The sequence below is a fragment of the Knoellia sp. S7-12 genome (assembly GCF_040518285.1).
In the GTDB taxonomy this organism is placed as follows: domain Bacteria; phylum Actinomycetota; class Actinomycetes; order Actinomycetales; family Dermatophilaceae; genus Knoellia.
Genome location: NZ_CP155449.1, coordinates 3,566,202 through 3,584,545, shown reverse-complemented (window position 1 = coordinate 3,584,545; position 18,344 = coordinate 3,566,202). Strand labels below are relative to the sequence as shown.

The 18,344-nt window shown below is 69.4% G+C and carries 17 protein-coding genes and 2 tRNA genes; 8 read left to right on the top strand and 11 right to left on the bottom strand.

Features of this window, described 5'->3' with window-relative positions; translation table 11 throughout:
- Positions 1-9: 9 nt before the first annotated feature.
- Genes V6K52_RS17285 through V6K52_RS17275 form a run of 3 tightly spaced genes read left to right on the top strand, consistent with a single transcriptional unit; the run spans position 10 to position 3,629 of the window.
- A complete protein-coding gene (locus V6K52_RS17285) occupies positions 10-1,056 on the top strand; it encodes an aldose epimerase family protein (RefSeq protein WP_353951354.1) in 1,047 nt (348 codons plus the stop codon).
- On the top strand, positions 1,023-2,648 hold the full coding sequence (locus tag V6K52_RS17280; protein ID WP_353951353.1) for an FGGY-family carbohydrate kinase: 1,626 nt from the start codon (positions 1,023-1,025) through the stop codon (positions 2,646-2,648). The genes V6K52_RS17285 and V6K52_RS17280 overlap by 34 nt, the downstream gene beginning before the upstream one ends.
- Positions 2,649-2,705: 57 nt before the next feature.
- Complete coding sequence (locus tag V6K52_RS17275; RefSeq protein WP_353951352.1) at positions 2,706-3,629, top strand: NADP-dependent oxidoreductase; 924 nt, start codon at positions 2,706-2,708, stop codon at positions 3,627-3,629.
- An 80-nt stretch (positions 3,630-3,709) separates the two neighbouring features.
- On the opposite strand, the gene V6K52_RS17270 is transcribed toward V6K52_RS17275, so the two are convergent.
- The 7 genes from V6K52_RS17270 to V6K52_RS17240 all read right to left on the bottom strand — a co-directional run bounded on the left by V6K52_RS17270 (position 3,710) and on the right by V6K52_RS17240 (position 7,953).
- Positions 3,710-3,783 (bottom strand) — tRNA-Asp (locus V6K52_RS17270).
- A gap of 34 nt (positions 3,784-3,817) precedes the next feature.
- A tRNA-Glu gene (locus V6K52_RS17265) sits at positions 3,818-3,890 on the bottom strand.
- A gap of 192 nt (positions 3,891-4,082) precedes the next feature.
- Positions 4,083-4,457 (bottom strand): GntR family transcriptional regulator, encoded by a 375-nt coding sequence (locus V6K52_RS17260; protein ID WP_353951351.1) that lies wholly within the window; start codon positions 4,455-4,457, stop codon positions 4,083-4,085.
- Entirely contained in the window at positions 4,454-5,356 is a 903-nt protein-coding gene (locus tag V6K52_RS17255) for a hypothetical protein (RefSeq protein ID WP_353951350.1), read from the bottom strand. The genes V6K52_RS17260 and V6K52_RS17255 overlap by 4 nt, the downstream gene beginning before the upstream one ends.
- A gap of 15 nt (positions 5,357-5,371) precedes the next feature.
- The gene (locus V6K52_RS17250; protein WP_353951349.1) at positions 5,372-6,304 is read right to left on the bottom strand and encodes a hypothetical protein; all 933 of its coding nucleotides are present in this window, start codon (positions 6,302-6,304) and stop codon (positions 5,372-5,374) included.
- Positions 6,301-6,867: an RNA polymerase sigma factor gene (locus V6K52_RS17245; protein WP_353951348.1), complete on the bottom strand. Its 567-nt coding sequence runs from the start codon at positions 6,865-6,867 to the stop codon at positions 6,301-6,303. Before V6K52_RS17245 ends, V6K52_RS17250 begins: the two co-directional genes overlap by 4 nt.
- Positions 6,868-6,900: 33 nt before the next feature.
- Entirely contained in the window at positions 6,901-7,953 is a 1,053-nt protein-coding gene (locus V6K52_RS17240) for a PHP domain-containing protein (protein WP_353953798.1), read from the bottom strand.
- Positions 7,954-8,019: 66 nt separating this feature from the next.
- Here V6K52_RS17240 and V6K52_RS17235 point away from each other — a divergent pair, with 66 nt between their 5' ends.
- Complete coding sequence (locus V6K52_RS17235; protein ID WP_353951347.1) at positions 8,020-8,721, top strand: isocitrate lyase/phosphoenolpyruvate mutase family protein; 702 nt, start codon at positions 8,020-8,022, stop codon at positions 8,719-8,721.
- Positions 8,722-8,756: 35 nt separating this feature from the next.
- Positions 8,757-10,091: an alpha-hydroxy-acid oxidizing protein gene (locus tag V6K52_RS17230; protein WP_353951346.1), complete on the top strand. Its 1,335-nt coding sequence runs from the start codon at positions 8,757-8,759 to the stop codon at positions 10,089-10,091.
- Positions 10,092-10,178: 87 nt separating this feature from the next.
- Here the strand turns inward: V6K52_RS17230 and V6K52_RS17225 are convergent, their stop codons facing one another.
- Positions 10,179-11,378, bottom strand: a complete 1,200-nt coding sequence (locus V6K52_RS17225) for a cysteine desulfurase-like protein (protein ID WP_353951345.1) — start codon at positions 11,376-11,378, stop codon at positions 10,179-10,181.
- 16 nt (positions 11,379-11,394) lie between these two features.
- Positions 11,395-12,102 carry a hypothetical protein gene (locus V6K52_RS17220; RefSeq protein ID WP_353951344.1) on the bottom strand — a complete coding sequence of 236 codons (708 nt, stop codon included), beginning with the start codon at positions 12,100-12,102 and terminating at the stop codon, positions 11,395-11,397.
- A 211-nt stretch (positions 12,103-12,313) separates the two neighbouring features.
- Between V6K52_RS17220 and V6K52_RS17215 the strand changes: the two genes are divergently transcribed.
- Entirely contained in the window at positions 12,314-12,844 is a 531-nt protein-coding gene (locus V6K52_RS17215; protein ID WP_353951343.1) for a hypothetical protein, read from the top strand.
- On the opposite strand, the gene V6K52_RS17210 is transcribed toward V6K52_RS17215, so the two are convergent.
- Positions 12,831-13,823: a hypothetical protein gene (locus tag V6K52_RS17210; protein ID WP_353951342.1), complete on the bottom strand. Its 993-nt coding sequence runs from the start codon at positions 13,821-13,823 to the stop codon at positions 12,831-12,833. The genes V6K52_RS17215 and V6K52_RS17210 overlap by 14 nt on opposite strands.
- 17 nt (positions 13,824-13,840) lie before the next feature.
- A complete protein-coding gene (locus tag V6K52_RS17205; RefSeq protein ID WP_353951341.1) occupies positions 13,841-15,277 on the bottom strand; it encodes a GuaB1 family IMP dehydrogenase-related protein in 1,437 nt (478 codons plus the stop codon).
- Between the two features lie 136 nt (positions 15,278-15,413).
- Here V6K52_RS17205 and V6K52_RS17200 point away from each other — a divergent pair, with 136 nt between their 5' ends.
- Positions 15,414-17,372 carry a hypothetical protein gene (locus tag V6K52_RS17200; RefSeq protein ID WP_353951340.1) on the top strand — a complete coding sequence of 653 codons (1,959 nt, stop codon included), beginning with the start codon at positions 15,414-15,416 and terminating at the stop codon, positions 17,370-17,372.
- Positions 17,373-17,413: 41 nt separating this feature from the next.
- Positions 17,414-18,232 carry an MBL fold metallo-hydrolase gene (locus V6K52_RS17195; RefSeq protein WP_353951339.1) on the top strand — a complete coding sequence of 273 codons (819 nt, stop codon included), beginning with the start codon at positions 17,414-17,416 and terminating at the stop codon, positions 18,230-18,232.
- The last annotated feature ends 112 nt before the right edge of the window (positions 18,233-18,344 follow it).

Genomic DNA, 18,344 nt, shown 5'->3' with positions numbered 1-18,344 from the left:
ACTATCCCCATGCCTGTGAACTTCGGCACCCTGCCCTCGGGCGAGGTCGTCACCGCACACACCCTGACCAACGACCGCGGGCTCCAGCTCGTGGTGCTCGACCTCGGGGCCACCCTGCAGAGCCTCTGCGTCACGGACGCGCGGGGCGAGCTCGTCGAGCTCACCCTCGGCTTCGACGACGTGGAGGGCTACGTGCAGGCGGCCAACCCCTACCTCGGGGCCACGGTCGGGCGCTACGCGAACCGGATCGCCGACGCGTCGTTCGTCCTCGACGGCACCCGCCACAACCTCAGCGCGAACGAGGGCCCAACCTGCCTGCACGGCGGCGTGGACGGGTTCCATGCCCGGCTCTGGTCGGTCCTGGACGCGACGCCGAGCAGCATCACCCTGCGGCTCGTGAGCCCCGACGGCGACCAGGGCTTCCCCGGCGAGCTGACAGTGACAGCCACCTATGCGCTCGAGGGCGACTCGGTCGTGCTCACCTACGAGGCCACGACGGACGCCCCGACCGTCGTCAGCCTCACCAACCACGCCTACTTCGACCTCGGGGGGCCCGGCGGTGGGGGTGTCGACGCGCACCGCCTCACGGTCCGGTCGGATGGCTACCTCCCGGTGGACTCGCGCTCCGTGCCCGAGGGCGCGGTCGAGTCCGTGACCGGCACGCCGCTGGACCTCACGACGTCAGTCCCGCTGCGCGACCGGGTCAGGGCCGGGCACCCGCAGGTGGCGGTCGTCAGCGGGATCGACCACACCTACGTCCTGGCTGGCAGCGGCGACAGGACGGTCGCCCGGCTGGAGCACCCCGACAGCGGCCGGGCCCTCGAGGTCGCCACCGACCAGCCCTCGCTTCAGGTCTACACCGGCAACCGGCTCGACGGCGCGCTGCTCGGTCGTGGTGGCACGCTGCTGCGGCAGGGCGACGGGATCTGCCTCGAGACCCAGCAGCTCCCCGACGCACCCAACCAGCCCCAGTTCCCGTCGACAGTGCTCCGACCGGGGGAGACCTACCAGGCGCACACGCGGTGGACCCTCTCGACCCGGCCCGGTCCGGCGTGACCGCAGACCTCGCCGCCGAGATCCGCGAGGGCCGGACGACCCTGGGCATCGAGCTGGGCTCGACGAGGATCAAGGCCGTGCTCATCGGCTCGGACCACCGCCCCCTGGCGGTGGGGACGGCGGAGTGGGAGAACCAGTTCGTCGACCGTGTGTGGACCTACTCCATGGACGCGGTGTGGGCCGGGTTGCAGCAGTGCTACGCCGCTCTGGCCGCCGATGTGAGACGCACGTATGCCGTCCAGCTGGCGTCCGTGGGCGGGCTGGGGATCTCGGCGATGATGCACGGCTACCTGGCCCTCGACGCCGACGGCGAGCTGCTCACGCCCTTCCGGACATGGCGCAACACCAACACCGGTCGCGCCGCTGAGGCCCTCAGCGCCGCGTTCGGCGCCAACGTCCCGCACCGCTGGAGCGTTGCCCACCTTTACCAGTCCGTTCTCGACGACGAGCCCCACCTGCCCGCGATCGCGCACCTCACCACGCTGGCCGGCTACGTCCACTGGCAGCTCAGCGGTGAGCGGTCCCTCGGTGTCGGCGATGCCAGCGGCATGTTCCCCATTGACACCACCACGGGTGGCTATGACGCGGCGATGCTCGACGAGTTCGACCGGCTCGCAGCCGACAGCGCGCTCGCGGCGAAGCTCGCGGACCTCCTGCCGCCCGTGCTGGTGGCGGGTCAGGCGGCCGGCGCCCTCAGCGCCAAGGGTGCACTCCTGCTGGACCCCACCGGAGTGCTCGCTCCCGGTGCCGTGATGTGCCCGCCCGAGGGTGACGCCGGCACGGGCATGGTGGCAACGAACTCGGTGGCTCCGCGCACCGGCAACGTCAGCGCCGGGACGAGCATCTTTGCCATGGCGGTGCTCGAGGGCCCGCTCGACCGTGCGCACCGCGAGATCGACCTGGTGACCACCCCGGCCGGCGACCCGGTCGCGATGGTGCACTGCAACAACGGCGCCAGCGAGCTCAACGCCTGGGCGGGCCTGTTCGCCCAGTTCGCCCGAGCCGCGGGCACGCCCCTCGAGACCGGCGCGGTCTTCGAGGTGCTCCTGCGTTCGGCCCGCGACGCGGCCCCCGACGGTGACGGCCTCATGGCCTTCAACTACCTCTCGGGTGAGCCGATCACCGGCCTCGAGGAGGGGCGGCCCCTGTTCTTCCGCACGCCGGGGAGCGCCCTGGACCTCGGGACTTTCGTGCGCACGCAGCTGTATGCCGTTCTCGCCACGCTCCGGCTGGGCATGGACGTGCTGCAGCGGGAGGAGGGCATGCAGCTGGAGCGCCTGTTCGCGCACGGCGGGCTCTTCAAGACCGCCGGTGTCGCACAGGCGTTGCTCGCCGGCGCCCTCGACACCCCCGTCGCCGTGGGTGACGTGGCCGCCGAGGGCGGAGCCTGGGGGATCGCGGTCCTCGCCGCCTTCAGTCAGCAGGGGGGACACCCGGACGGGCTCGCGGCCTTCCTCGACACCGAGGTCTTCGCCGACGCCGTGCTGTCCACGGTGGACCCCCAGCCCGAGGACGTCCGCGGCTTCACCGCGTTCATGGAGCGCTATGTGCAGGCGCTGCCAGTGGTGAGAGCAGCCGTGCGTCACAGCTGACGCGGCTCCTGCCATCTAGGTGGAATGCGAGCGACTGGTCACGGCGTTGCCCCGAGCATGCAAGCCATCACCTACAGCCAGTACGGCGCCCCCGACACCCTCACCCTCACCGACGTGCCCGACCCCAGGGTCGGGCCGGGAGAGGTCCTCATCCGAGTGCGCAGCGCCTCGGTCAACCCGGTCGACTGGAAGGTTCTCGCGGGCTATCTCGACGGCCTCATGCAGGTGGACTTCCCGGCGATCCCGGGCTGGGACGTCTCCGGTGTCGTCGAGGCCATCGGTCCGGACACCCCGGAGTTCGCCGTCGGTGACGAGGTCATTGCGTACGCCCGCAAGGACTGGGTCCAGCAGGGCACCTTCGCCGAGCTCGTCAGCGCCTCCGTGCGCATGGTCGCGCGCAAGCCTGCCGCCCTCGATTGGAACGAGGCCGCAGGGCTCCCACTCGCTGGACTCACGGCATACCAGCTCCTCACGCGACTTGGCACGAAGGCGGGCGACACGGTGCTCGTCCACGCGGCCGCGGGCGGCGTCGGCATCCTCGGCGTCCAGATCGCGAAGGCGTTCGGCGCGCGGGTCATCGGCACTGCGTCCGAGGGCAACCACGAGTTCCTCCGTGGTCTCGGAGTCGAACCGATCTCGTATGCCGACGGGCTGGCCGAGCGTGTCCGTGACCTTGCGCCCGAGGGCGTCGACGTCGTCGTGGACTTCGTCGGCGGAGTGCTCGAGACGACGAAGGCGGTCCTCAAGGAGGGCGGTCGCCACGGCTCCATCGCCGACGGCACCGTGGCCGGGGCCGGGGGCATTGCCTCGTGGGCGCGACCCGACGCAGCCGACCTGCAGGCGCTCGCGGACCTCGCGGACGCCGGCAAGCTCACCGTCCCGGTCGCGGAGGTCTTCCCGTTGGAGGACGTGGCCAAGGCGTTCGAGGTCAGCCAGGGCGGGCACGTGCGCGGCAAGATCGCGATCGAGGTCAGCCGTTGAGGCTGTGCCTCGACACGCTGGGACAAGCAGGGAGGCCCACACCTTGCGGTGTGGGCCTCTCTCGTATCTCTGAGTCTGTGCGACCCCGACGGGACTCGAACCCGCGACCTCCGCCGTGACAGGGCGGCGCGCTAACCAACTGCGCTACGGGGCCTTGCTGGTGCAAGACCTGTACTGCTGTTCATGCGTATCCCCAACGGGATTCGAACCCGTGCTGCCGCCGTGAAAGGGCGGAGTCCTGGGCCGCTAGACGATGGGGACCCGTCGTGACGACAGACCCCACGTCGCGCAGCGCGCAGCGCTCGGATCCGTCGTGGACTCGGAAAGCATAAGGGACGTTCGCGCTGCATCCAAAACGAGGATCTTTTGGGGCGCTCGGGGGTGCCAAGGGCGTCAGATCTGACGCCCTTGGCCCTCGCTGGAAACGACGATCCGGTATGCCGCTGGCTCGCGTCAGGCGCGCGCCTCCCGGAGCGCTGCCCGCACCAGGTCGATGGCGGCGGACTCGCTCAGTCCCGCACGAACGGCGCTGATCGCGTAGGACGCCGCGCTTCGGTGCAGGGCTGTGTCGGTGGCGTGTCCGCCGGGGGCGACCGTGGTGCCGGCGCGCCGGCCTGTGGTGACGAGACCCTCGGCCTCGAGCTCCTTGTAGGCGCGGGCAACGGTGTTGACCGCGATGCCGAGGTCGGCGGCGAGGGCACGGACGGTGGGGAGCCGGTCGCCCTCTGCCAAGGCGCCCCGAGCGATGAGACCGGCGAGCTGCGCACGGACCTGTTCGAAAGGCGGCTCGTGCGCCGACACGTCCACGGTGATGACGAGTTCGTTCACGACGTCGCCCCTGAGCGCACCTTGCCACCTTGCTGCGAGTCCGCAGGAGCACGACCCAATGAGGCCAACGTTTCTCGAGAGCTGATGGACCCGCCCAGGGCAATGAGAGCCGTGAGGAGCAGAGCGACCGCCGGGGCATAGAGCCCGAACGCCAACCACTGGTAGGGGTCCCACGGGGATCGTGGTGCGAACTCAGTGATGGCGCGAAGCACCTGCGTCGCCTCGTTCATCCTGGACCCTATGGAGAAGAGCAATATGGCGCCGCTCAACGACATTCCGAAGGTCGTTGCGCGCAGGACCCGCGATGCGTCGCGGACCCGCAGGACAGTGTCGGTGGGCTCCTCGGTCCGTGCGCGGTCCTCGATCTGCCGGAGCGCCCACCAGCTGAGGATGAGCAGGCACGCGGCCGCCACGAGGAATTGCTCGCCTCCTGGCCATCCTGGGTAGTCCGGGGCCACGCCGGACGCGCCTTGGTAGGTGCGTACCAGCGTTGTCCCGGTGGCGGTCAGCCCACCGAAGACCACGGCAGCGAGAGCGATGGACGAGGCAACAGCCGCAGCGAGACGCTGACGTGGGACGCGTGCCACGAAGAGGCGGCGGGGTGCAAGGGTCGCCTGCCGCACCGTCCCGGCACGCGGCGTCCGGCTCATGCTGGAGCCCAGCCCGGTGGCGGCCACCACGACGGCCGACTGCGCGACAATTGACATCGGTACTTGGTACGGGATGGGGAGATGGCCGGAGGCGGACATGGGGAGTGTGACGAGGATTCCGATCCACGATGCCTTGGCCGCTCGGGCGCCCCACACAGGCGAGCTGTTTCGCATGGCCAGGACGATGAGGGCTGCTGCGGTGACGTGCATCGTCAAGTACCACACCGTGCCGAAGATCTCTATCGTCATGGTATCTCCTATGTCTCAATGACTTAAGTCATTGAGACATAACTCCCTGAGCGGTGTCAAGGGTGTGCCGGCGGTCTCCGTGTGGATCTCACCGAGGCCACCAGGAACGGTTGGCTGCACATCCTTCGCCACGGTGCCGTCGGCGTAGGTCACGTCGTAGGTGATCGCCGGCTCCGGTCCGCCCTCACCGGAGGGGCCCGTGAAGTCCGCGAAGGCCTTGCCCGGCCACCACGCGGCATACGTTCCGCCTGTGATTGTCGCGATCACGTCGTGACCGTCGGCGTGGAGCGTGAGTCCGATGACGTCGGGTCCGACCTCACCCTCGGTGATGGACGCTCCGTCGTCCCCGCCGAACTCCGAGATGCCGCCCTGGGTGAACTGTCGGCCAGCGGGCGCCGGGAGCCCGCCACCCCCGGTGGCGCCGCCCTGGACGTCCGACACCGACTCCGACCCTGCGGGGAGCCTCACATGGCAGTAGACCGATGCGATGGTGCGGTCTGCCTCACGCTTCGAGAGCAGCATCGTGACGAAGTCACCGCGCCGCTCGGCAAGCTGGACGCTGAGGTCCTTCGTCGACATCGAGCCGTCCCCGATCGAGGATCCCTGATTGTCGAGGCAGGCGTCGCGGACGAGAGCGGACTCGGCCGCTGTGACGGTGTCGGGCCGGGCGGTCCAGGACGCGTAGGAGGGCGCTGCCGTGAGCGTCGGCAGCACGATCGCGACTCCCGTGGCCGCTGCGGCGATGGCGCCGACAGCCGCCCACCGACGGACCGGGGGGCGTTGCGGGGCAGGCGCCAGGGAGGGCGGCGACGGGTGCGTCGCCGCGGGCGTGTCGAGGATTGCGGTGAGGATCGCATCCCGACGGTCGGGGTCGCTGGAAACGTCGGATGCTGCGTCGAGAGAACGCAGTTCGGCGTCGGTGTGGGGGTCAAGCACGTGAGTGTTCATGAGTTCTCCTTGAGGAGCGCGGGTGCAGGCACTGCTCGCACCGGGGTGTCTGTGGGGTCGAGGTGGCGACGCAACGCGCGTCGCGCTCGAGAGAGCCGCAGCCGGTATGCCGCGGCAGTGGTGCCGAGCACTCGCGCCGCTGCCGGTGAGGGCAGGTCCTCCCAGATGGCGAGGGCGAGCACCTCCTGGTCGGCATCGGTGAGCCGTTGCCAGGCGGTTGCGAGATCGACGCGGCGGGCGATGTGGTCGGTGTCGAGGTGAGCATGGTGCGTGTCAAGCGGTCGGGTGTCGGCGATGCGGACAGCGAGGGCTCCCTGCCGCCCCGCTGCCCGAGCCGAGTTCAGGAGGCAGTTGCGAGCCACGGCATACAGCCACGGCAGTGCCTCGCCGACGCGGGTCGGGACATCGTCGAGCCGCCGCCAGGCCACCAGAAACGCCTCTGCCACAACGTCTTCGGCGCTGGCAGGGCTGCTTCGTCGGGCCACGAACCGCAACACGTGGTCGTAGTGGTCGGCGTAGAGGGCCCGGAATCGCTGCTCTCTCGCCGCTGCTGGGGTGTCCATGACTCGTCTATGTCCGGCTGGCCGGTGGTTGTGTCAGGTGGGGTTGGCCCACGAGTGAAGCTTGTTGGCGTCCCAGGTCGTGATGATCCGGTCCCACGGAACCTCGAGTTGCTCGGCGCGTTCACATCCGTAGGCCTTCATGTCGAGCTGTCCCGGCGCGTGCGCATCGGAGTCGATCGAGAAGAGACAACCGATCTCGAGGGCCAGCTCGATGAGCTCGTCCGGCGGATCGCGCCGCTCAGGGCGGCTGTTGATCTCGACCGCAGTGTTGCCCTCGAGGCATGCCTCAAAAACGGCGCGGGCATCGAAATCCGACTGTGCTCGAGTGCCCCGCGAACCCTCGACGAGCCTCCCGGTGCAGTGCCCGAGGACGTTGACGCGCGGGTTGAGGACGGCCGCAACCATGCGCTTGGTCATCGGCGCTGCGTTCATCTTGAGCTTGCTGTGGACCGACGCAGTCACGAAGTCGAGCTTGGCCAGCATCGCGTCGGTCTGGTCGAGACTGCCGTCATCGAGGATGTCGACCTCGATCCCCTTGAACAGCCGGAATGCCTCTCCCACACCGCGATTGATCGCATCCACGATGGCGATCTGCTTGGTCAGCCGCTCAACGGTGAGTCCGTTGGCGATCCGCAACTGCGGGCTGTGATCAGTGAGAACCATCCATTCGTGACCGAGTTCGATCCCGGTGAGCACCATCTCGTCGATGGGCGAACCCCCATCGGACCAGTCGGAGTGGAGGTGGCAGTCGCCGCGCAAAGCGGCATACAGATCCCCACCTCCGCTGACGAGCGGACCGCCGGTCTTGTCCTGCAACGACGCGAGGTATGCCGGCAGCTCGCCCTTCGCTGCCTCCTCCACGACCGCAGATGTCGACTTTCCGATGCCCTGAATCTCCTGGAGGGTGCCGGCCTCGACGCGTTCCTCGAGCTCGTCGTCGTCGACCTCTTTGAGGGCCTTGACCGCGTTGCGGAACGCCTCGACGCGATAGGTGCCCGCGCGGGTCCGCTCGAGGAGGAAGGCGATCCGTCGCAGCGCCTCGGTGGGTTCGACCGGAGCTTCGAGTGGAGTGAGCAGCGCAACCATGCCTCCAGTCTCACCCATGGTCATGAGCCACGGGCTGTGTCGGTGGGCTCCGGCAGGATGTCGAGCATGACCTTCGCAGAGCTCCACGAGAACGGCCTCTTTGTCATGCCCAACGCCTTTGACGCAGGGTCCGCCCGGTGCCTCGAGGATGCGGGCTTCACCGCGCTTGCCACGACCAGTTCCGGGCACGCGGCAACCCTCGGCAAGTCCGACCTCGAGGTGACACGCGACGAGCTCGTTGCCCACGTCGCACTCCTCGCGAGCGTCATCACGGTGCCGCTCAACATCGACTCGGCAGACTGCTTCCCCCATGAGAAGGGCGGGGTGGCGCGGACCGTCGAGCTTCTCGCGGAGGCGGGCGCGAGTGGGCTGTCGATCGAGGACTACGACCCGGCAACGTCAGCGATCGTGCCCTTCGACGAAGCGGTTGAGCGGGTGGCGACCGTGGTCGAGGCCGCGCGCCAGCACAACATCGTCGTGACCGCTCGCTGCGAGAGCGTCCTCTATGACCTGGGGGAGGACCCGATCGCCCGGCTCACGGCATATCGCGATGCCGGCGCGGACGTCCTCTTCGCACCACTCGTCAACGACGAGGAGGGCCTCGAGGCGATCGTCGCTCTCGGGCTGCCCGTCAATTTCCTGGCTGTGGGCAATCACCCGTCGATCGACCGTCTGCGCGAGCTCGGCGTCCGTCGGATCTCGACCGGTGGCGCCTTGGCCATGACGGCCTACGACGCGGCCGTCGCCGCCGCAAAGGCTTTGGTCTGACCCCTTCGACGATCGTTCGCGGCTAGTTTGACGGGGTGACTGAGCAGAACCCGCCAGAGACGTCGGGACCCGGACCCGGACGGGCCCGCCAGAGCGCCATCTATCGCCGGGGCACCCTGGGCCAACCGCCGCGCGTGCCCACCGACCCCGACGAGCTCGAGACACGGGCCCGCAAGGAGATGAGTCCTCGGGCCTGGGCCTATGTCGCCGGTGGCGCGGGTGCCGGCGCGACCGTGCGAGCCAATCGCGCCGCCTTCGACCGGTGGCAGATCGTGCCCCGGATGCTCCACGGCAACACGACCCGGGACCTGCGCACCGAGATCCTCGGGACGCCCCTCACAGCACCGGTCATGCTCGCGCCGGTCGGCGCCGCAGAACTCATCGCACCGGACTCCGACCTCGACATCGCCCGCGGTGCTGCGGCCACCAGAACGCCCTACATCTTCTCAACCCAAGGCTGTTCGCCGATGGAGGAGACCGCGAAGGCGATGGGCGACGTGCCGTGGTGGTACCAGCTCTACTGGTCGATCGACGAGGACCTCGTCGATTCGCTCATCGGCCGCGCTGAGGCCGCTGGGGCGAGAGCCCTCGTCGTCACCCTCGACACGACGATGCTCGGCTGGCGCACCCAGGACCTCGACCTTGGCTCGCTGCCCTTCAGTCAGGGCATCGGCATCGCGCAATACACGTCCGACCCCCGCTTCATGCAGATCGTGCGGGAACGGGTGGCTGCCGCTGGCGATGAGCCCTTACCGCTGGCCGGGACCAGGGGAGCAGAGAAGCTGATTGCCGCCGCCAGCGGTGCACGAACCTTGCTCAACCAGTCGCGCCGACACCCCGGAGGCACCCGCGACAACCTGCGATCGCCCGAGCCGAGGGCCGCGGTCGAGGCGTTCCTCGACATCTACTCGAACCCGGGCCTGTCATGGGCCCACATCGAGACCTTGCGCGAGCGGACGCGAATGCCGGTGTTGCTCAAGGGAATTCTGCATCCTGACGATGCCCAACGCGCCGTGGATCTGGGCATCGACGGCATCATCGTGTCGAACCACGGCGGGCGACAGGTCGACCGCTCAATCGCGTCACTGGATGCCCTCGTCGCGATCCGTGAACGCCTCGGGCCAGACCCCGTGGTCCTCCTCGACAGCGGCATCCGGACAGGTGCCGATGTCTTCGTGGCACTGGCACTGGGTGCCGATGCGACGCTCATCGGCCGACCCCATGTCTACGGGCTGGCGCTCGACGGCGCCGCTGGGGTGCGCGACGTCATCGACAACGTCATCGCCGAGCTCGACCTGACGATGGGCCTCTCCGGCGCCGCGTCCATCGGCGACATCACCCGCCAGGCCTTCCTCACTCCGACCCACTGACTCACTCCGGCCCTATTTCTGGCGTCTGCGGATGTGGCCGTTCTAGCCGCCACATCCGCAGACGCAACGAGTCGAGATGAGCTGGCGTCAGCTGAGGTCGGCGAGCGCGGCGAGGAGGCGGTCGATGTCGTTGCCATCGGTGTAGGGCGCGAGCCCCACCCGGACGCCTCCCTCGTCGCTCAGGCCCAGGTGGCGAGAGGCCTCGATCGCATAGAAGTGCCCGGCCGGCGCATTGACGCCGCTCTCGGCGAGCGCCCGGCGCACGTCCTGGGGCGACTTCCCCTCCACGGTGAAAAGAACTGTCGGCGTGCGTTTGCGAGCGTTCGAGAAGAGTTGCACACCCGGCATACCCAGCAGTCCGGCTTCGAGCCGGTCGAGGAGGCGGTGCTCGTGCTCCTCCAACGCTTCGAATCCCGCAAGGATCCGCTCGCGCCGCGACCCGGTCGCTGACGGGTCCAGCCCGGCGAGCACGTTGACCGCGGCGGTTGTCCCGGCCAACAGCTCATAGGGCAGGGTGCCGAGCTCGAACCGTTCTGGCACAGCGTCGCTCGACGGCAGCAACTTGTCCATCGTCAGGGTCTCGAGCAGTGCAGGTGAGGCCGCCACGACCCCGAGGTGCGGTCCGAGGAACTTGTAGGGCGAGCACGTCCAGAAGTCCACGCCCAACGCGTCGAGGTCGACCGAGGCGTGCGCCGTCGCGTGCACCCCGTCGACCCAGTGCAGGGCGCCGACCTCATGGACGGCGCGGGCGATCTTGCACACCGGCGGCTTGGTGCCGATGAGGTTGGAGGCAGCGCTCGTCGCGACGAGCCGGGTGCGCTCGGTGATCAGCGACGTCACGGCGTCGGAGTGCAGCTCACCGGTGTCGGGCTCGAAGTCGGCCCACTTGACGACGGCCCCCACCGACTCGGCAGCCTGCACCCAGGGGCGGATGTTGGAGTCGTGGTCGAGGCGGGTGACGATGACCTCGTCGCCGGGCTTCCAGGTGCGGGCCAGTGCGCGCGACAGGTCATAGGTCAGGGCCGTGGCGCTCCGTCCGAAGACGATGCCGCGAGGGTCTGCGCCGAGCAGGTCCGCCATGGCTGCGCGAGCCTCGACGACAACCGACTCTGCCCGCTGCTCGCTCGCCGTGACATCACCACGGTTGGAGATCGCCGACACCAACGTGTCGCGCACTGCCTCCGCCACCGGGGTGGGGGTCTGAGAGCCACCGGGCCCGTCGAAGTGGGCAGCGCCTTCGAGCAGCGCGGGGAAGAGCGAGCGGACTGCGGCGACGTCATAGGTCATGACGACAACGTACCGATCACGCGCAGGCTGGCGCCTTGGCGACCGCCGCCGCCGCCTTGGCGTAGGCGGCCAGGCTGGTCCTGGAACTGTTCACTGCCTTGACCCACCGCTCGTGATAGAGGCCGGTCTCCGTGTGCGCCTTGCCAGCCATCATCCGCATGTGGACGGACCACTGGTCTTGCACCGTCGTGCCCGTGGTCCGCACGCCATCCAACGCCGCGAGCCGAGTCGAGCAGGCGCCGACAGCGGCATCGTTCGGCAGCACTGTGGTCGCCTCGACGCAGGCTGCCCCCGTGGCGGTGAAGGCCTTCGTTGTCGCGGCCACGGCCTTCTCGTCGGCGAGCCCGTGGGCCCTGGACGCCGCGTAGATCCTCTTGGTCTCGGCGAGGCTGATGCGTCGATCAATCCTGTCGAGGTAGGCATCGGTGTGCTGCTTCCAGTGCAGGGCCGATCCCGCAACCGCAGTGGCCAGCTTCTCGGCAGCACCCACCTGCGCGACGCAGGCGGCGCGCGCCTCGTCGGAGGCTGCCGACGGGTCAGGGGTGCTGGCTGAGGGCGATGTCGAGGGTGTCGTGGTCGGCGAGGCCGTTGCCGTTGCCGTCACGCTCGTCGAGGTGCTGGGAGCGGCCTTGGCGGTTGCCCCGTCATCGCTGAGGATCGAGCCCATGGCCCACGTGCCACCGGCCGTGACGAGGACGACGCCAGCAATCACCGCGGCTGTCACCGGGCCAGCTCCCGATCCGGAATGTTTTCCCACATCACCATGCTCCCGGTCCGTCCCGCGCGAAACGGACGAATGGCTCATTTGGTCGCCAGAAACCCTCAAATAGTTCGATTTGGGCACGCTTTGCCCACCCATGGCCTTGTATGTGGCCATGAGCTCGTCCACCGACTCTTCTGTGGAAGGGAGGTCGCCTCGCCCATGGGCCTCGGCCATGCGTCACGTCCAGTGGCGTTGGCATGCGGCGGTCACGGCGGGCTGGGCGCTCGCCCTCGCGGTGTCACCCTACACCAGGGCCTCCGGAGTGGGGCACGATGTGGCGCTCGGTGGCCATCTGCTCGGCCTGGTCGTCGCCTTCGGCGCCGTGACGCTCGTGGACTGGCACGGGCTCGTCTGGCTGTCCGGACTGCGCACCTTCAGGGACTCCCTGCGGATCGGCGAGGTGGCGCATCCACTCGTCTGGATGGGCCTGCTCCTCATCATCGTCACGGGCGCGTTCCTCGGCCCCGATCTGCGCGAGCCGACGGCTTGGGTCAAACAGCTGGCCGTCCTGGCCCTGGTCAACAACGGCGTGGGCGTGCGCCGGTTGGGGGCGCGACTCAGTCTCCTCAAGCCGCGGATCCATCGGATTGCGGAACTTCCGCGACGACACCGCATCGCGATGATCATCAGCCTCGCCGTCTCGCAGCTCGGGTGGTGGACCGCCGCAGTCATCGGCTACCTCGAGACGCTCAGTCGGCGGTGACCCAGGCGTAGCGCCGCACGGTCTCACCGTCGAGCACCGTGAGTCCGGCGTCATCGACGCGCAGGGTCTGGAGCGCGTCCCGACTGACAACCTTGCCGGTATGCCGTCCGCTCACCTCCAGCGTCGGTCTCCCGTCGCCGAAGGGCCACCACCACACGTGGGAGCGGGTCGAGGTGGTCCGGGTCGTCGCAGCGGCTGTGGACTCGGCTGGGGCTTCGGCCGCGGACCCTGCGGCGGCGTCGGATCCGCCGGCGGGGCAGGGTCCCGGGCTGGGCACGGTCGAGGACCGGTCGAGGGTCTGGAACCTCGTGCGAATGCACTGCTCGCCCGTTGTCCCGCTCAGGGTCAAAGTCCCGTCACGCCCGACGGATGCGGTTGCCGCAGGTCGCAGCACCACGCGGCTGGTGCCGGGGTCGACGAGCAGGAGCGTGCCGTCGGCAGCGGTGAGGACTCCCACGGTCGGCAGGTTGCCGTCCGTTCCGACGGTTGGCTTCGAGATGCCGGTCGCGGTCGGTTGGGGTGTCTGCCATGACTGCTTGCCGTTGGTGCCGACCCCGATGAGCCGGCAGGCGACGGGTGTCCCGCCGCAGACCTGGACGACGGTCGTCGACGGGCCGGCCGCGACGAGGGCGATCTGGTGGGCAGGCGGGCCCTGCCACGTCCAGCGCGAGCCACCGTCAAGTCCGGCTCCGTCGAGGGTCGTCTGGTGCAGGACGAGGAGCCGTCCCGCGCCGATGGCCCGGGTTCCGTCGGTCACCGAGCCGAGGGTGATGCGGGTGCCACTCACGAGGTCGATGGCGACTGTCGAGCCGGCGCCCACGAGGGCCCGCCCACCGAGCACGTCACCGCGCACGGCAGCGGTCTCCCACTCGCCCTCGAGACCGGCGGTTCGCGGCGTCGTGAACCAGCCGACAACGACGGTGAGGGCGAGCACGAAAGCCGCGAGGACGGCATACGCGATCGTTCGACGGGACCTCACGCGCACACCTCCCCGGGTCACCAGGACTGGTGCAGCGGGCGGCCTTCGGCGAAGCCGGCGGTGCTCTGGATGCCGACGGTCGCGCGCTCGTGGAACTCGGCGAGGGTGCGCGCCCCGGCATAGGTGCAGCTGCTGCGCAGGCCGGCGATGATCTCGTCGATGACGTCCTCGACCGAGGGACGGGCCGGGTCGATGAACATCCGCGCCGAGCTGATGCCCTCCTCGAACATGGCCTTGCGGGCACGCTCATAGGCGGAGTCGGTCGCGGTCCGGTTGCGGACGGCCCGCGAGGACGCCATGCCGAACGACTCCTTGAACTGTCGGCCCTTCTCGTCGCTGAAGAGGTCGCCGGGGGACTCGAGGGTGCCGGCGAACCACGAGCCGATCATCACGTTGGAGGCCCCGGCAGCGAGGGCGAGAGCGACGTCGCGTGGGTGGCGCACACCACCGTCGGCCCAGACGTGCTTGCCGAGATCCCTTGCGGCAGAAGCACATTCGAGAACCGCGGAGAACTGAGGACGTCCCACGGCGGTCATCATGCGGGTCGTGCACATGGCTCCTGGCCCGACACCGACCTTCACGATGTCCGCCCCAGCCTCGATGAGGTCGCGTGTGCCGGCAGCACTGACGACGTTGCCGGCGACGATCGGGACCTGGGGGTCGATCGCGCGCACGGCCGCGAGGGCCTCGATCATCTTCTGCTGGTGGCCGTGGGCGGTGTCGATGACGAGGACGTCTGCGCCAGCCTCGAGCAGCTGGGCGGCCTTGGCGGCGACATCTCCGTTGATGCCGACGGCGGCGCCGATGCGGAGGGCGCCGTCGGCGTCGAGTGCGGGGGCATAGAGGTTGGCGCGCAGCGCTCCCTGTCGAGTGAGGACACCGACGAGGGTGCCGTCCTCGGCGACGACCGGGGCGAGGCGGCGGCGGCTCTCGTTGAGGGTGTCGAAGGCCTTGACGACATCGACGTCGTCGCGCACGGTGACGAGTTCGCGCGACATGACGTCACGCACCTGGACGAAACGGTCGACCCCGCCGAGGTCCTTCTCGGCGACGACCCCGATCGGCCGGTCGTTCTCGGTGACGACCGCAGCGCCGTGGGCGCGCTTCCCGATGAGGACCTGCGCCTCGCCGACGGTCGTGTGCGGGTCGAGGGTGATGGCGGTGTCGAAGACGAGGTGGCGCTGCTTGGTCCAGCCGATGACCTCGCTCACGACCTCACGCGGGATGTCCTGCGGGATGATCGTCAGCGCCCCGCGACGGGCTGTCGTCTCGGCCATGCGGCGCCCGGCGATGGCGGTCATGTTGGCGACGACGAGGGGGATCGTCGTGCCCGTGCCGTCATCGGAGCTGAGGTCGACGTCGAGGCGGCTCGTGACATCTGAGCGGTTCGGCACCATGAACACGTCGTCATAGGTGAGGTCGAACTGGGGCTGGAGATCGTTGAGGAAATGCACGGTGCCACTCTAGGAGTTGCAGGTGTTGGCGACCCGATCATCCACATGGCACGACACCGATGCGCATTGCTCGCACGGGCCGGCCATTCCTGTCGATCCTCCCGTGCATTGCCAGGACCAGCCGTAGAATCCGAGGGTGGCCACCGAGCCGGACGCAGGCGCGATCGAGGCCCTCGACCGGGCCGAGGCAGCCTTCGAGGTCGGCCGGATCCAGACGGGGATGGATGAACTGTCAGTCGCGCTGCGCCGATTCACCGACGTCGGCGACGTCCGGCGATCGGCTGTCGTGTGTGCCCGCCTCGGCGGGGCCTTCGAGACGTTCGTCGGCAACCGGACTGCCGCCAAGGTGTGGTTCGGAAGAGCCGATCGCCTGGTGCGCGACGAGCCGGACTGCCTCGAGCAGGGTTGGGTGGCGATCGCTGGCCTCGGCTGCGATGTCGACGACCCGACGGAGCTGCGCTCCAGGGCCGGACTCGCACTCGACCGTGCACGCCGCTTCGGTGACGTCGACCTCGAGGCCAAGGCTCTCGCCGACGGGGGTCTCGCCTGCGTCCAGGCAGGCGAAGTCGCCGACGGCATGCTCATGCTCGACGAGGCCATCGCCCTGTGGTGCGGCCCGGCGAACGACCGCGACGCGGCAAGCATGGGCGTGTGCTCGTTCTTCACCGCGTGCTACTACTCGGCGGAGTTCGACCGGGCAAGCCACTGGGTGGACGACCTGCGCCGGGTCGGGCTGATCGGCTCAGCGCCCGGGTCCCAGGTCTTCCTCAACAGCCACTGCTCCGCCGTGCAGGGCACCGCCCTGATCGAGCTGGGGCGGTGGGCCGAGGCGGAGTCGATCCTGGCTGGGTCGCTGGCCGAGTTCGAGCGGTGCATGCCGATTCCCAGCTGGCATCCCGCGATTGCACTCGCCGACCTGCGCATCAGGCAGGGACTGCTTGCCGACGCAGAGGCGCTTCTCGTCGGCAAGGACGCCCACCTGCAGGCCCTGCTCCCCGTGGCACGGCTGCACCTGGCCCTTGGCGATGTCGACCTGGCGCTCGCCGCTGCGACGCGTGGCCTGCGGATGGTCGGGCCGGACCGACTGCGGGGTGTCGAGCTGCTCGCCCTCGTGGTCGAGGCCGAGCTGGCGGCCTCACGGGTCGAGGCGGCGAGGGTCGCGTGCGACGAGGTGATGGACCGGGCCCGGGGTCTGGACGTGCCCAGGCTGCGGGCAAAGGCGGATCGCGCGCAAGCCCTGGTGCTTGCCGCCTCAGGCGACCTGGCCGAGGCGATCAGCACGATGGAGCAGGCGCTGGATGCCGTGCCGAGTGGCCTGCCGGTCCTCCGGGTGGAGCTTTTCCTCGGCCTGGTCGGCCTGCACGAGCAGGCCGGGAACCGGGCAGCAGCCACGGTGGAGGCAGCCCGCGCCAAAAGTGTTCTGGCCGGGCTCGACGTGACACTCCCCGCCAGCGACCAGGCGCTCCTCGATCATTTCGCCAGGTCAACGTCACCCACGGGCACGACGGCGTTGCTGGCCCTCGATGGAGCCGTCTGGAGCGTGAGCTGCGACGGGGTCAGATCCCGGCTGCCCGCGACCAAGGGCCTGCGCTACCTGGCCGAGCTGGTCCGCGCCCCCGGTGTCGAGCGGCACGTGCTGGACCTCGTCGACGTCGTCGAGGGCGTTGCCATCGACGGTCCCGACCGGCATCGCTTGGGGGATGCCGGTGAGCTGCTCGATGCCGGAGCTCGCCGCGCCTACCGGCGCCGAGTCGAGCAGTTGCGCACCGAGATCGAGGACGCGCTCGACAACGGGGCCGACCAGCGCGCCGCGACTCTTCAACAGGAGTGTGACGAGTTCGTCGGGCAGTTGGCCGCGGCCTTCGGCCTCTCCGGGCGCAGCCGAAGGGCGTCCTCGGCGGCGGAGCGGGCCCGCCTCAACGTCACGCGCTCGATGCGCACCGCTGTGGCGCGCATTGGCGCGGACCTGCCGGCGGCGGGGCAGGTGCTGGACCGACGGATCCGCACGGGCCTCTACTGCGCCTTCGAGCCGACGGTCGAGGACCCGGTTCGCTGGATCGTTCAGTCCCGACTGAACGGGAGGGACTCGAACTGAACGCCTCAGGGTCAACGACAACCCAAACTCAGGAGGCTCCGATGGACCAGATCTATCAACCCGCACCCGACGTCCACGTGCTGCCGGTGACGATGCCGATGGGCCCCGAGGGGGTTCTGACGGTGAACGCCTTCGTGCTGACGGCAGAGGAACCGGTCCTCGTCGACACCGGCATCGGGCAGGACGCCGACGAGCTCCTCGAGGCGGTGGACTCTGTCATCGGCCTGACCAACCTGAAATGGCTGTGGCTGACGCACGACGACGCCGACCACACGGGAGCCGTCCAACGCGTGATGGAGGCCGCACCACAGGCTCGGCTGGTCACGCACGCCTTCTCGGCCATGCGGATGTCGACCTGGTGGCCGGTGCCGCTGGATCGCGTGCACGCGATCCGCCCCGGCGACCGACTGCATGTGGGAGACCGCACCCTGCGGGCCGTCGCACCACCGCTCTACGACAACCCGATGACCATCGGCGTCCTCGACGAGTCCACCGGCAGCCTGTTCAGCGTCGACTCGTTCGGCGCGGTGCTGCCCGCTGCGACACAGGACGCCGGCGACGTGCCCCGAGAGGCGCTGGCGGGAGGGATGTTGGCCTGGTCGGTCATGGACTCGCCGTGGTCCTCGATGTTGGACCAGGCGAAGTTCGCGGAGGTGCTCGACGGCGTGCGTCGGCTGGAGCCGCGCCGGATCTTCTCCTCGCACCTGCCTGCCGCGAGCGGGACTTCGCTGGACTCCTTCCTCGACGTGCTGGCGAGCGTTCCTGACGCCGCGCCGGTCCCGGCTCCGAGCCATATCGAGTTCACCGCAATGCTCGAGGGTATGCAGGCGGAGCTGGAGGCCGCCGCATCCGCGGGGTGAGGTGACGGTCAACTTCGCCTTCGTCAACGGCAACGGAATGTGGGACGGTGCCACGCGCTGCTACTCCGCGAACTCGCCTCACGTCTACGTCCTATCGAACTCGGCGTCCTGC

Bases quoted from the DNA above. Each gene is read 5' to 3' on its own strand.
- V6K52_RS17225 (WP_353951345.1), bottom strand. From the start codon at position 11,378: ATGACCTATGACGTCGCCGCAGTCCGCTCGCTCTTCCCCGCGCTGCTC.
- V6K52_RS17235 (WP_353951347.1), top strand. From the start codon at position 8,020: ATGACCTTCGCAGAGCTCCACGAGAACGGCCTCTTTGTCATGCCCAAC.
- V6K52_RS17195 (WP_353951339.1), top strand. From the start codon at position 17,414: ATGGACCAGATCTATCAACCCGCACCCGACGTCCACGTGCTGCCGGTG.
- V6K52_RS17245 (WP_353951348.1), bottom strand. From the start codon at position 6,867: ATGGACACCCCAGCAGCGGCGAGAGAGCAGCGATTCCGGGCCCTCTAC.
- V6K52_RS17285 (WP_353951354.1), top strand. From the start codon at position 10: ATGCCTGTGAACTTCGGCACCCTGCCCTCGGGCGAGGTCGTCACCGCA.
- V6K52_RS17240 (WP_353953798.1), bottom strand. From the start codon at position 7,953: ATGGTTGCGCTGCTCACTCCACTCGAAGCTCCGGTCGAACCCACCGAG.
- V6K52_RS17250 (WP_353951349.1), bottom strand. From the start codon at position 6,304: ATGAACACTCACGTGCTTGACCCCCACACCGACGCCGAACTGCGTTCT.
- V6K52_RS17255 (WP_353951350.1), bottom strand. From the start codon at position 5,356: ATGACGATAGAGATCTTCGGCACGGTGTGGTACTTGACGATGCACGTC.
- V6K52_RS17215 (WP_353951343.1), top strand. From the start codon at position 12,314: ATGCGTCACGTCCAGTGGCGTTGGCATGCGGCGGTCACGGCGGGCTGG.
- V6K52_RS17275 (WP_353951352.1), top strand. From the start codon at position 2,706: ATGCAAGCCATCACCTACAGCCAGTACGGCGCCCCCGACACCCTCACC.